Annotated in this window: 12 protein-coding genes; 7 read left to right on the top strand and 5 right to left on the bottom strand. The window is 68.8% G+C overall.

From position 1 onward, the window contains the following. Window positions 1-129 precede the first annotated feature (129 nt). Entirely contained in the window at window positions 130-384 is a 255-nt protein-coding gene (locus tag GORHZ_RS02450) for a WhiB family transcriptional regulator (protein WP_006330074.1), read from the bottom strand. A 410-nt stretch (window positions 385-794) separates the two neighbouring features. Between GORHZ_RS02450 and GORHZ_RS02455 the strand changes: the two genes are divergently transcribed. After that, window positions 795-1988, top strand: coding sequence for an MFS transporter (locus tag GORHZ_RS02455; RefSeq protein WP_006330076.1), 1194 nt, complete (start codon window positions 795-797; stop codon window positions 1986-1988). Here the strand turns inward: GORHZ_RS02455 and GORHZ_RS02460 are convergent. Continuing rightward, complete coding sequence (locus GORHZ_RS02460; protein WP_051998728.1) at window positions 1919-2884, bottom strand: diacylglycerol/lipid kinase family protein; 966 nt, start codon at window positions 2882-2884, stop codon at window positions 1919-1921. The genes GORHZ_RS02455 and GORHZ_RS02460 overlap by 70 nt on opposite strands. Window positions 2885-3020: 136 nt before the next feature. Between GORHZ_RS02460 and GORHZ_RS02465 the strand changes: the two genes are divergently transcribed. Both GORHZ_RS02465 and GORHZ_RS02470 read left to right on the top strand, forming a co-directional pair. Further along, window positions 3021-3461: a hypothetical protein gene (locus GORHZ_RS02465; protein WP_006330079.1), complete on the top strand. Its 441-nt coding sequence runs from the start codon at window positions 3021-3023 to the stop codon at window positions 3459-3461. A gap of 75 nt (window positions 3462-3536) precedes the next feature. After that, complete coding sequence (locus GORHZ_RS02470) at window positions 3537-4328, top strand: ParA family protein (RefSeq protein WP_006330082.1); 792 nt, start codon at window positions 3537-3539, stop codon at window positions 4326-4328. 19 nt (window positions 4329-4347) lie between these two features. On the opposite strand, the gene GORHZ_RS02475 is transcribed toward GORHZ_RS02470, so the two are convergent. Together GORHZ_RS02475 and GORHZ_RS02480 are read right to left on the bottom strand one after the other, a co-directional pair. Then, window positions 4348-5628 (bottom strand): Rv3212 family protein, encoded by a 1281-nt coding sequence (locus GORHZ_RS02475; RefSeq protein WP_006330083.1) that lies wholly within the window; start codon window positions 5626-5628, stop codon window positions 4348-4350. Between the two features lie 12 nt (window positions 5629-5640). Continuing rightward, window positions 5641-7266, bottom strand: coding sequence for a DEAD/DEAH box helicase (locus tag GORHZ_RS02480; protein ID WP_040529873.1), 1626 nt, complete (start codon window positions 7264-7266; stop codon window positions 5641-5643). 268 nt (window positions 7267-7534) lie between these two features. On the opposite strand from GORHZ_RS02480, the gene GORHZ_RS02485 reads away from it, so the two are divergent. Together GORHZ_RS02485 and GORHZ_RS02490 are read left to right on the top strand one after the other, a co-directional pair. Then, window positions 7535-8236, top strand: a complete 702-nt coding sequence (locus GORHZ_RS02485) for a ferritin-like fold-containing protein (RefSeq protein WP_040529875.1) — start codon at window positions 7535-7537, stop codon at window positions 8234-8236. A 146-nt stretch (window positions 8237-8382) separates the two neighbouring features. Continuing rightward, window positions 8383-8616, top strand: a complete 234-nt coding sequence (locus GORHZ_RS02490) for a DUF3107 domain-containing protein (RefSeq protein ID WP_006330093.1) — start codon at window positions 8383-8385, stop codon at window positions 8614-8616. A 23-nt stretch (window positions 8617-8639) separates the two neighbouring features. On the opposite strand, the gene fasR is transcribed toward GORHZ_RS02490, so the two are convergent. Continuing rightward, window positions 8640-9347, bottom strand: coding sequence for an HTH-type transcriptional activator FasR (fasR, locus tag GORHZ_RS02495; RefSeq protein ID WP_083877169.1), 708 nt, complete (start codon window positions 9345-9347; stop codon window positions 8640-8642). Window positions 9348-9541: 194 nt separating this feature from the next. Between fasR and GORHZ_RS02500 the strand changes: the two genes are divergently transcribed. Together GORHZ_RS02500 and moeZ are read left to right on the top strand one after the other, a co-directional pair. Next, window positions 9542-10600 (top strand): DUF3152 domain-containing protein, encoded by a 1059-nt coding sequence (locus GORHZ_RS02500; RefSeq protein WP_373279551.1) that lies wholly within the window; start codon window positions 9542-9544, stop codon window positions 10598-10600. 98 nt (window positions 10601-10698) lie between these two features. After that, the gene (moeZ, locus tag GORHZ_RS02505) at window positions 10699-11886 is read left to right on the top strand and encodes an adenylyltransferase/sulfurtransferase MoeZ (RefSeq protein WP_006330099.1); all 1188 of its coding nucleotides are present in this window, start codon (window positions 10699-10701) and stop codon (window positions 11884-11886) included. The last annotated feature ends 101 nt before the right edge of the window (window positions 11887-11987 follow it).

Below are 11987 nucleotides of genomic sequence, written 5' to 3' on the forward strand. Positions count from 1 at the left end.
TCGCCCGTGGGCACTGCCCCCCGAATCCCCCGAATGCTGTGGCACCGCACGAATCGTCGGTGCGCAGACGAAGAGACCCGGCCGGGGCCGGGTCTCTTCGATGCCGTTTCCGGCTGGGTCTCGGCCCCGTTAGACGCTGCTCCGCGTACGCGTGCGAGCCGTGCGCCGCTTGAGCGCGCGCCGCTCGTCTTCGCTCATCCCACCCCAGACGCCTGCGTCCTGTCCGGACTCCAGCGCCCACGACAGGCACTCGGCCGTGACGGGGCAGCGGGCGCAGACGAGCTTCGCATCGGCGACCTGCGCGATGGCCGGGCCACTGGTTCCCACCGGGAAGAACAGTTCCGGGTCTTCGTCGCGACAAATAGCCTTGTGACGCCAGTCCATTCCTTCTCCTTCAGGTGCTTGACGCACCACTCGACAACTCCCATTGCTGGTTTGTTGTGGCTGTAACCGCTAGTTCACGCGGACCCACCAAATGTTTCCGCACTGTTGCTTGTGAATACTTTCACGAATCCAGGCGAAGTCAATGGTCTTCCGTAACACGTGTGCAATATCACTGTGCTGTGATGGTTCCCGAAGGGGGTCCCTGCACTCGGTTGTTCACCGCTGTACTATGCTACCGGTCCGGCGGGCCGATGTCTCGGTAATTCCCCTGGTTGTCGTCTGAAACACCTGGTGGTGTTCACGTCACCGACGCTATCGTGTTACTCATGCCACTCCGACGATGTTGATCCTCGTCACGCCGACTGACCGTCACCGCGTCCCTCGCGGCTCTCGCCGAGGACGCCATCCCGTTGTACCCGATCTATGCGGTGATGTTCGCCGATCCGGTGTCCGGCGGTGGATTGTCGCCCGGGGCGATCTCCGGACTCTTCGTCATCTGGTCGCTGTGCATGTTCGGGTTCGAGATCCCGACGGGAGTGCTCGCCGACCGGATGTCGCGTCGATCGCTGCTGGTGGCGGGGCCTTTGCTGACCGGGACGGGATTCGCCCTGTGGACGTGGTGCCCGTCGTTCGGCGCCTACGCGGCGGGTTTCGTGCTGTGGGCCGCCGGGTCGGCGTTGCGGTCGGGGACCCTGCAGGCGCTGCTCTACGACACCCTCGCCGCGCGTGATCAGGCCCACCGATACGTCGCGCTGGCCGGGCGGGTACGCGCGATGGGTGCGGCGGGCGTCCTGTTCGGGACCGTACTGGCCGTCCCGCTGACCGCCTGGGGCGGGTACCGGGCCGTCGGTATCGCCAGCGTCGTCGCCTGCCTGCTGTGTTCGGCAGCGTCGGCACTGCTGCCGGAGGACGCCCCGCCGCGACGGCCACCACCGGCCTCGGCGGACGGCACCGGCACCCACAGCGACACTTGCACCGACAGCGAGACTGGCGCGGCCGGTGTTCGCGAGGTCCTCTCGGACGCGGTGCGCCGGGTCTACCGGATCCGCGCGGTGCGGCGGGTGTTCGTGCTGGTCGTCGCGCTGACCTGGGTCGGCGCGCTCGACGAGTATCTCCCGCTGCTCGCCGACGAGCTGTGGCCCGGTGCCGCGGCGGCGACCGGTGTATCGCTCCTGATGGTGGTCGTCGCCGTCGGTGACATCGTCGGCGGTCACGCCGCCGCTCTGACCTCGACGATGCGGCCCCGCCGACTCGGCCGCTGGCTGCTCGGCGGGGCCGGTGCGCTGGCCGCCGGTGCGATGACGGGACATCCCGCCGGGATCGTGCTGGTCTCGTTCGGTTTCGCGGTGTTCGGGTGGTCGCTGGTGATCGCCGACGCGATGCTGCAGGATCGCGTGCCCTCGCGATCCCGGGCGACGACCACGTCGATCGTCGGGGTCGGGGAGGAGATGGTGGCGATCGTCGCCTTCGGCGCCTGGGCGCTCGGCTCGCAGTCGTTCGGACCGACGACGCTGTTCACCCTCGCCGCGGTGCCCTATCTGGCGATCTCGCTGCCGTTGCTGGTCTCGTGTGGCGCGACCACCGCGATCGCGTCGCGACGATGACCGAACTCCACGACGGTGTGGGCGCCGATGTAGTCACCGTCCATCTGGACATCGATGGGTTCCTCGGCGCGGAACCGCACCCACTCGACGTCGTCGTCGCGGTAGAGGTGTCGGCCCTTGGGGCTGCGATGGGTGAGCAGTCGCGCGGCGAGCGGCAGGTTGCGCGACACCGCGGTCGAGGTGGCCGCGAACAAGCCGAGACGGCTGTCGAAGTCGGTGGTCGGATTGGTGCGGATCTCGTAGTTGCCGAGATAGGTCCAGGGGCTGGTGTTGCTGACGAAACCGAAGCGGACGCCGGGGATCGGCTCGTGGTCGGGTACCTCGACGGTGAACGACGACGTGTTGCCCGCATGCCGGAGAAACGACATGATCGTCGTCCGCAGATACCGGGCAGGCGTCGCGGACTTGCCGGCGTGGCGCTTGTCCTCCATCGCGTGCACCACGATGGCGTCCATCCCCATGCCGGTGTTGAACAGGAACCATCGATCGGCGGTGTGGCCGAGCCCGATGCTGCGGCATTCGCCGGCCTCGAGGAGCTCGATGAGCTGTGCGGTGGCGGCCAGGGGATCGCCGAGGATGCCGAGGGTGCGGGCGAAGACGTTGGCGCTGCCGCCCGGTATCACCCCGAGACGGGGCACGCGGCGGGGCGTCGGGATCGATCCGGGAGCACCGAGCAGGCCGTTGACCGCCTCGTTCACCGAACCGTCGCCACCGTGCACCAGCACCACGTCGAACCCGTCGTCGGCGGCGCGCCGCGCCAGCTCGCCGGCGTGGCCGCGGTGTGTGGTGTGTTCGACGTCGAGGCGGAAGCGCGAGCTGAGGGTGTGCGCGAGCGCGTCGCGACCGGCCGGGGTGGTGGCGGTGGCGAACGGGTTGACGATGAGCAGCACGCGCACGAGTCCCCACGATATGGGGTCCGGCTCTGTGACGCGCACCCCACCGTCGGGTCGGCCCGCGGGCGCGGGGCCGAGCGGCGCCGGCCGGGACCTCACCCATAGGCTGGACCCGTGAGCGATCTGGTGGTGTGTCCATATGGCGGGCGGTGATTCCCGGCGGCCGCCGGCGACGATCCGGGCGGCCGGGGCGGTCACGGCGCTTGAGGGGGCCATCGCGGTTGTCGTCGCGGTGATCCTGGCCATCCGCGAGGCGTCCGGTCACCGCGAGGCAGCGATCAGCGGGTACGGCACCGCGGCCTGGTTCGGGATCATCGGCGGGGGTGTGCTGCTCGGCGGGATCGCCCTGCTCGCCGGCCGGCGCTGGGGTCGCGCGATCGCGGTGGTCGCGCAGATCCTGCTCCTGCCTGTCGCCTACGCGTTGCTCACCGACAGCCATCAGCCCTGGTTCGGCGTCCCCCTGGGTATCGCCGCGATCGGCGTGTTGGTCGCGATGTTCAGTCCCGCTTCCACGCACTGGCTGGCGGGGGAATACGGGTCCGACGACCCCGCCGACGGCGGGTCACGGGCGCGGCGATGACCTCCGACGTCGGTCGGGCAGACCAGCGTGTGTGCTAACCCCGACGGGAGGCCGGATGGGTCGTACAGTGTTGCCATGACCCGCAAGCTCGCCGTCGCGAATCAGAAAGGTGGGGTCGCCAAGACCACCACCGTGGCGTCACTCGGGGCGGCCTTGGCCGACCTCGACGTGTCGGTGCTCGTCGTCGATCTCGATCCCCAAGGCTGCCTGACCTTTTCGCTCGGGCATGACCCCGACCAGCTCGAGGTGTCGGTCCACGATGTGCTCCTCGGCGACGAGGAGATCGCCGACGTCCTCCTCGATACCGAGGACAACGTCACGTTGTTACCGGCGACCATCGACCTCGCGGGCGCCGAGGCGCTGCTGCTGATGCGTCCGGGCCGCGAGTATGCACTCAAAAGGGCGTTGGCCGAGGTCGCCGAGGACTACGACGTCGTCCTCATCGACTGCCCGCCCTCGTTGGGCGTGCTCACGCTCAACGGTCTGACCGCCGCCGACGAGGTGATCGTGCCGCTGCAGTGCGAGACGCTCGCGCACCGCGGTGTCGGACAGCTGCTGCGCACCGTCCGGGAGGTTCAGCAGATCACCAACCCCGCCCTGACGATGCTGGGGGCGGCAGCCACGATCTTCGACGCGCGCACCACCCACAGCCGCGACGTGCTCTCCGACGTCACCGACCGCTACGACCTCCCGGTTCTCGACCCGCCCATCCCGCGCACGGTGCGGTTCGCCGAGGCGTCGGCTTCCGGGTCATCGGTGATGCGGGGTCGAAAGAACAAGGGCGCGAACGCGTATCGCAGTCTTGCCGAGAACCTCTGGAAGCATTGGGACGCGGGCGAACCGGTGCGTACGTTCGAACCGTCCTGATCCGCGCGGCAACGGCCGGTCAGGACGCGCGGAGCGCCTGAACCGTCGAACCCCACTGTTCGACGACCGCGCCGCCGAGCGTCCGGAGGGTGACCGGTGCGTCACCGCGGCCGTCGCGGGGCACCGCGATCGTCCGGATCTCGCGGCCGGTGGCCGCGTCGCGGACGCTGATGCCGTCCGGGATCGGCAGCAACAACTGTCCGCCCATGGTGTCGCCGGACCCGATGGTGCCGGGCACCTGGTAGATCGGGCGCAGCGTCTGGGTGTCGAGGATGACGGTGGATTTTCCGGTGAAATAGCTGGTCAATCCATCGGCCGTGACCACGGCGGGCCCAGTGGGCGGTGACGGATCGCCGGCGACGAGATTGGTGGCCGACGGTACGCCGTCGGTGGTGAATCGCCGAATCGACGGCGCCAGGGACCCGCTCGGGGTGTCGGATGCCGGTGCGGGTGGATCTGCTCCTCCGTCGTAGACGGCGATACCCGAACTCCCCATCGCCACCAGAACCGGGGGCGGTCCGGCGGTGCCCTCGGTGATCAACGACGACCCGTACTGCTGTACCTTCTCGTCGTCGTCGAGGACCGTGCCGAGCACCGTCAGTCGGTACCCGGTGTCGCGGTCGCAACGCTCGATGACCGCGACCCGATCACCGCCCAGCGCCGACGAGTACAACCGGCATCCGGTGCGGCCGGGCTGCACGTCTGGCTTGACCGGCGCGTCGACCCGGCCGTACTCGATGCCTCGGACGAGATTGGATCCCCACGTCTCGAGTCGTGTCGGGCCTTGGGACACAACGTATCCCGTGTCCGACGACAGCTGGACGTGGTCATCGGCGTCGCTGCTGCGCGCACCCACCCGCTGCCCGGACGATCCGTCGAGCGCGGTGACCTCCGAGCATCCGCGGGAATTGCGGTAGACCGCGAGGACCGAGTTGGTGCCGGTCGGCCACGCGGCGAGCGCCGCGCACAACGACAAGTTGCGCCGATAGTGCCACAGCTCGTCACCGGTGGCCGGGTCGCGTCCCACGACCGCGCCGTCGGCGGCGGTCACCACCACCGAACGAGCGAGGGACGGACCGGCGGTCGCCGTGGAGCGCGCTCGCCAGGCCACCGATAGCCGCTCGGGCACCGTGGTCGCCGGAGCCACGTCGGCCGCGGGCCGGGCCGACTGCGCGCTGTCGGTGTGTCGGACCGGGCTCTTGGCCCAGACCACCAGGGCGGCGACGGCGAGCACCACGAGGATCGCGGCACTCACGGCGAGATCGACCCTGGTACGCCGCTCAGGACGGAGTGTGCCCACGCCCGGTGTCGCTCAGTCGGCGCTCGAGACGGTGGTCGCCTCCTCGGCGCGGTGCTCCGACGACGATCCGCTGCGCTTCGCGCCGCCCCGCCGCCGACGACGGCGCCGCGGCTTGTCGCTGCCGGTCTCCGACGACATATCGGACGGGGCGTCGTCGCCCTGCGCGGATCCGTCCGCGTCGTCGGCCGGCGTGGTGGTCGGGTCGGCGCCGGCGTCGGACGCTTCGACCGGCTTGCCACCGCGGGTGCGCCGTCGCGACCGGTTCGACTTCGGACGCTCGGCTCGCTCCCGCCGCCGTTCGCCTTTCTCGCCGTCGCCCGACTCGCGCTTCGGCTTCGCGATCCGACCGGTCGCCGACTCCGGGATGCCGAGGTCGCTGCGGAGATTCTCGGAGGTCGAATAGGTTTCCACCGGCTCTGGGACGCCGAGGCCGAGTGCGGTGTTGATCAGTTCCCAGCGATGCAGTTCGTCCCAGTCGACCAGGGTGATCGCCGTGCCGGTGCGCCCGGCGCGGCCGGTCCGGCCGATGCGGTGGATGTAGGTCTTGTCATCGTCGGGGCACTGGTAGTTGATGACGTGGGTGACGTCGTCGATGTCGATGCCGCGGGCCGCCACATCGGTGGCCACCAGGACGTCGATGTCGCCGTTGCGGAATCGCTTGAGCGCCTTCTCCCGGGCCACCTGGCCGAGGTCACCGTGCACCGCGCCGACGGAGAAACCGCGCTCGCCGAGATCGTCGGCGACCTTCTGCGCCGTGCGCTTGGTGCGGGTGAAGATCATCGTCGCGCCGCGACCGTCGGCCTGCAGAATGCGTGCGACGAGTTCGGCCTTGTCCAGCGCGTGGGCGCGGTAGACGTGCTGGGTGGTGCGTTCGTGCACCGCGGAGTCGTTGGCGTGCTCGGCGCGGATATGTGTCGGGCGGTGCAGGAACGTGCGGGCCAGGGTCACGATGGGGCCGGGCATCGTCGCCGAGAACAACATCGTCTGGCGCGGCGTCGGCAGCGACGCCATGATGCGTTCGATGTCGGGCAGGAACCCGAGGTCGAGCATCTCGTCGGCCTCGTCGAGGACCAGGATGGCGACCTTGCCGAGGATGAGATGTCCCTGCTGGGCGAGGTCGAGGAGGCGGCCGGGGGTGCCGACGACGACGTCGACGCCGGACTTCAGCTCGGCGATCTGTGATTCGTAGGGGCGGCCGCCGTAGATCGAGGTGATCTTCAGCGGGCGGGTGGCTCTGTCCGCGAACGTCACGTCAAGCCTGCGCGCGGCGACCTCGAGATCTCCGGTCACCTGCAGGCAGAGTTCGCGGGTCGGCACGATCACCAACGCGCGCGGTGTGTTGTCGAGCGCGCGGAGTCCGGACTCCTCGGCGTGGACGAGCCGGTGCAGCAGCGGCACGCCGAACCCGAAGGTCTTGCCCATACCGGTACGGGCCTGGCCGATCAGGTCGTCACCGGCCATGGCCAGCGGCAGCGTGAGTTCCTGGATCGCGAAGGTGTGGGTCTTGCCGTCGTCGGCGAGGGCCGCGACGATGCGGTCGTCGACACCGAGTTCGGCGAAGGTGGGGGAGGTGTGGGTCTCGTCGACGACCGTGGTCTGCACGTCGTCGGTACCGGTGTTCGTCCCTGTGTCTGTCATGTGGTTGTATGCCTTCCTGCATTCCCGCACGCACGGAGGCACCACAGATCGAGCTGGCTTGCATGCGATGGGTCCGGCCGAAGCCGGGCAAACCGTCGGTGACTGTGTGGTGGCCAGGCTGGGCAGCTCTGCCCAGCGACTGTGCGCGCACATTGTCGGATACCTGCGCGTGAACCGGGCCGTCGGCCACCGGAACGTCACGTTCGCGTCAGTGCATCGTCGTTGAGTGTACTTGGTGAACGCACCCGGCCCGCCTACCATCACCACCATGTCGACTGTGCCGCCCCCATCCGGGGTCTCGCCCGAGCCCACCGCAGACGCCGACACGGGAGCCGATTCGGTCGCCATCGGCAAGCTCTACGCCGTACTGCTCGCCGGTGAATACTCCGCGTTCTACCGGTTGATCGATGAATCCCGGATGGCTCCGGACGTGCCGAGTCGGATCGCGATCGCGCGCATGGCGGCTTCGGAGATCCGACACTTCGACACCCTCGCCGAGCAGGTCTCCGCGCGCGGCCTCGACCCGGTGGCCGCGGTGGAGCGCTACCGGCCGATCTTCGACCAATACCACCAGGTCACCACCCCCAAGACGTGGTACGAGGCCCTGATCAAGGCCTACGTGGGTGACGGTCTGGCCGCCGACTTCTACAACCAGCTGTCCGGTGTGCTGCCGGCCGAGGCGCAGTCCGTGGTCGCCGAGGTGATGTCGCAGACCGCGAGTTCGGAGTTCGCGCGGGAGCAGGTGTCGCAGGCGGTGGCCCGGGAACCACGACTCAAGTCGCCCCTGACGTTGTGGGGGCGGCGTCTGCTCGGCGAGGCGGTGACCCACACGCAGTGGGTGCTGGCGGCCGAGGAAGAGGTGACCGACCTGCTGTTCTCCGGCGCGGCGACGCTCGCGGGCATGACCACCTTCTTCGATGTCATCGCCGAGAAGCACGCCGAGCGGATGCGCGACCTGGGTCTCGGCTGAGCCGCCCGCGCGGGCCGACACGTGCCTCCCGCGCCCGATTTCCGCTGTGAGCGGAGCCGCTGTCGCCCGCCCGCGACACGACACTAGGCTGGTGCGGCAGGCATCGTCGTATGCCGTCAGAGGCGTCGAGTCGGAAGAAGGTGGCCATGTCCGTTGAAGTGAAGATCGGCATCGCGGAGAGCGCTCGTGAACTGTCGATTCAGTCGTCCCTCACCAGCGACAAGGCCTTCGCCGCGGTCGAGGCCGCTCTGAGCGGATCGGAGCAGTTGCTCTCGCTGGTCGACGACAAGGGCGCCCGCTACCTCATCCCGGTGGCCAAGATCGCCTACGTCGAGGTCGGAGCCACCGAGAACCGGCGGGTGGGCTTCGGCGCGGTCTGACCAGCGATCGGACCGAACCGAGATCAGGCCGGACCCTCGGCGGCAGTGTGTCCGCCGGGGGCCTCGTCGTCTGACGGGGTCTGCTCGCCCGACGGGGTCTCCTCGTCCAACAGCGGAACATGGGAGAGTCCGCCCCACAGCAGCGCGGCGGTCGTGTCGATCGCGGACTCCTTGTCGATCGGCCGCTTCGCCTCCAGCCAGTAGCGGGCGTTGACCTGGCTCGCGCCGACGAGGCCCGCCGCCAACATGCGCGACCGATAGGGGTCGAGACCGGAGTCGTGCATGACCAGTCCGTACACGGCGTCGACGCACGCCTCCGTGGCACCTTCCACGCGTCGGATCACCGCGGGATCCATGGCGTCCGACGAGAAGATCAACCGGTAGCCGGAGTTGTCCTGGTCGATGAAATCGAAGAACGCCGCGACCGCGGCGTGGACGCGTTGTTTGTTGTCAGTGGTCGTCAACAGGGCGGTGTTGACGTCGCTGACCAGCTTCTCGGCGTGTGAGTCGACGACGGCGATGTAGAGGTCGAGCTTGGACGGGAAATGCTGATACAGGACCGGTTTGCTGACACCCGCGTGCACCGCGATCTCGTCCATACCGGCCGAGTGATAGCCGCGCTCCACGAAGATCTCACTGGCAGCGTCGAGCAACTGCATGCGACGGGCGCTGCGCGGCAGGCGCGTGCTGCTGCGTCCCGCACCCTGCGAGGAATTCGTAGCGGTTGACATGCGTCGAGAGTACTCGCGGCGACGCGCTCGCAGACCCGCCTGGCCACTACCGGGAGCCGGTGGATCGGGAGATTGGCGGTCACCTGTGAGAAAGTTGACCGGTGAGTGACCCAGGATATGGGCCGAGCTCCGGCGACGGTGGTGTTGGCGGATCCGGCGTCGGTGGCACCGGCGTCGGGGGGGACCGCCTGCGCGTGCGGGCGGGAGACGTGGGTCCGCGTCCCAGCAGCGGGATCGTGTCGGACCCGGCTCCGGGCCCATCGTCGGCGGTCGGTTCGGCGCCGCGCCCGCGCCCGCGACCCGACCAGCCGCTCCGCGCTCGATGGGACCCGACCGATGACAGCGGTCGTCCCCGCGTGGACCGGGACGCGCAGCCCGAGCGCAAGAAGCAGAGTGCCCTCGGCCGGTTCGTCTCGACCTACGGATGGCGGGCCTACGCGATCCCGGTATTGGCCATCATCACGGTGACCGTGGTTGTGATGACCCTGCGAGACGGAAGCGACCCGTCGGTCGCGACCGCCGCCGACGTCAACCCCGACACCGCCTCGCGCAACACCGAGGTCGCCGAGCAGACCACCCCGATCGGTGCCCCCACCGCAGCGATCCAGGAGGCGGCGTTGCCGGCGGGCGCGCTGCCGGCCGGTGGCGCGTTCACCGTGCAGGGTAAGCGGACCTACCACGTCGTCCCGGGGACGGGGGAGAAGATCGGCACCGGCGGGCAGGTCTACACCTACGCCGTGGAGGTCGAGAACGGTCTGAACGCCCAGGACTTCGGGGGCGACCGGACCTTCGCGAAGATGGTCGACGCGACGCTGGCCAACCCGCGCAGCTGGATCGGCGACGGGAAGGTCTCGTTCCAGCGGGTCTCCACCGACAATCCCGATCTGCGCATCACGCTGACGTCGACGGCGACCACGCGTGAGCTCTGTGGATACCAGATCCGGCTGGAGACGTCGTGCTTCTACCCGCCCGAGGGACGGGTCACCCTCAACGAGGCGCGGTGGGTCCGCGGCGCGGTGGCCTACCAGGGTGACGATCTGCTCTACCGCCAGTACCTCGTCAACCACGAGGTCGGGCACGGGATCGGGTACGAACATCACGAACCCTGCCGGGAGAACGGCGCGCTGGCGCCGGTCATGATGCAGCAGTCGTTCGGCGTGGCCAACAGCGAGATCATGGCGCTCGACCCCGACATGGAGGCGAACCCGGCATTCGTGTGCAAACCCAACCCCTGGCCCTTCCCCAACGCCTGACGGGCGATCGGTGACCACTGCGGCGGCGGAGGTCCGGCCGCGTGGAATGCTGAGGCGATCGTTTCGGTTGATAACTATCGCCAACAAAGAGTCGTGTGATGGAGGCGCCCGTGTCGTCCTTGCCCCCGCTGGTCGAGCCCGCAGCGGAACTGTCCAACGAAGAGGTCGCCCGCTATAGCCGGCATCTGATCATCCCGGATGTCGGGATGGACGGACAGCGGCGGTTGAAGAATGCGAAGGTCCTGGTCATCGGGGCCGGCGGACTCGGTTCGCCCACCTTGCTGTACCTGGCCGCGGCCGGAGTGGGCACCATTGGCATCGTCGAGTTCGACGTCGTCGACGAGTCGAACCTGCAGCGTCAGGTCATCCACGGCCAGTCCGACATCGGGCGGCTCAAGGCGGAGAGTGCCCGCGACTCGATCCTCGAGATCAACCCGTTTGTCACGGTCAACATCCACGATCAGCGATTGGAACCCGAGGGTGCGATCGAACTGTTCTCGGCCTACGACCTGATCCTCGACGGGACCGACAACTTCGCCACCCGCTATCTCGTGAACGATGCGGCGGTGCTGGCCCACAAGCCCTACGTGTGGGGCTCGATCTATCGATTCGAGGGTCAGGCGTCGGTCTTTTGGGAGGACGCACCCGACGGCCGCGGCATCAACTACCGCGACCTCTATCCCCAGGCACCGCCTCCGGGGATGGTGCCCTCGTGCGCGGAGGGCGGTGTGCTCGGTATCCTGTGCGCCTCGATCGGCTCCATCATGGGCACCGAGGCGATCAAACTGATCTGCGGCATCGGTGAACCCCTGCTGGGCCGGTTGATGGTCTACGACGCCCTCGACATGAACTACCGGACGATCAGGATCCGCAAGGACCCCGAGGGCGCGAGGATCTCCGAGCTCATCGACTACGACGAGTTCTGCGGTGTGGTGTCGGCCGAGGCGGCCGACGCGGCGACCGGGTCGACGCTGACCGCCGCCGAGCTCAAGGAGCGCATCGACGCCGGCGAGAAGATCGCGCTAGTCGACGTCCGTGAGCCCGTCGAGTGGGACATCGTGCACATCGACGGTGCGACGCTGATCCCCAAGGACGAGATCCTGTCCGGGTCCGGGCTGGCGAAGCTGCCGCAGGACCGCCCGACGGTGCTGTACTGCAAGACCGGTATCCGCTCCGCGGAGGCACTCGCCGCGCTCAAGCGCGCCGGATTCGCCGACGCGACACATCTGCAAGGCGGTGTCACGGCCTGGGCCAGCCAGGTGGACAAGAGTCTTCCGGTCTACTGATCATCTGCCGTCCGCACCCGCCCGTGACCCAATCGGTCCCGGGCGGGTCCTTTTTGCCCTGCTCACGGCCGCGTCGTTGCCGGGTTCTGCCCCGTTGGCTC

Origin of the sequence: Gordonia rhizosphera NBRC 16068, from assembly GCF_000298195.1 — a bacterium.
GTDB lineage: Bacteria > Actinomycetota > Actinomycetes > Mycobacteriales > Mycobacteriaceae > Gordonia > Gordonia rhizosphera.

Bases quoted from the DNA above. Each gene is read 5' to 3' on its own strand.
- GORHZ_RS02490 (WP_006330093.1), top strand. From the start codon at position 8,383: ATGTCCGTTGAAGTGAAGATCGGCATCGCGGAGAGCGCTCGTGAACTG.
- GORHZ_RS02485 (WP_040529875.1), top strand. From the start codon at position 7,535: ATGTCGACTGTGCCGCCCCCATCCGGGGTCTCGCCCGAGCCCACCGCA.
- fasR (WP_083877169.1), bottom strand. From the start codon at position 9,347: ATGTCAACCGCTACGAATTCCTCGCAGGGTGCGGGACGCAGCAGCACG.
- moeZ (WP_006330099.1), top strand. From the start codon at position 10,699: ATGGAGGCGCCCGTGTCGTCCTTGCCCCCGCTGGTCGAGCCCGCAGCG.
- GORHZ_RS02465 (WP_006330079.1), top strand. From the start codon at position 3,021: ATGGCGGGCGGTGATTCCCGGCGGCCGCCGGCGACGATCCGGGCGGCC.
- GORHZ_RS02470 (WP_006330082.1), top strand. From the start codon at position 3,537: ATGACCCGCAAGCTCGCCGTCGCGAATCAGAAAGGTGGGGTCGCCAAG.
- GORHZ_RS02450 (WP_006330074.1), bottom strand. From the start codon at position 384: ATGGACTGGCGTCACAAGGCTATTTGTCGCGACGAAGACCCGGAACTG.
- GORHZ_RS02480 (WP_040529873.1), bottom strand. From the start codon at position 7,266: ATGACAGACACAGGGACGAACACCGGTACCGACGACGTGCAGACCACG.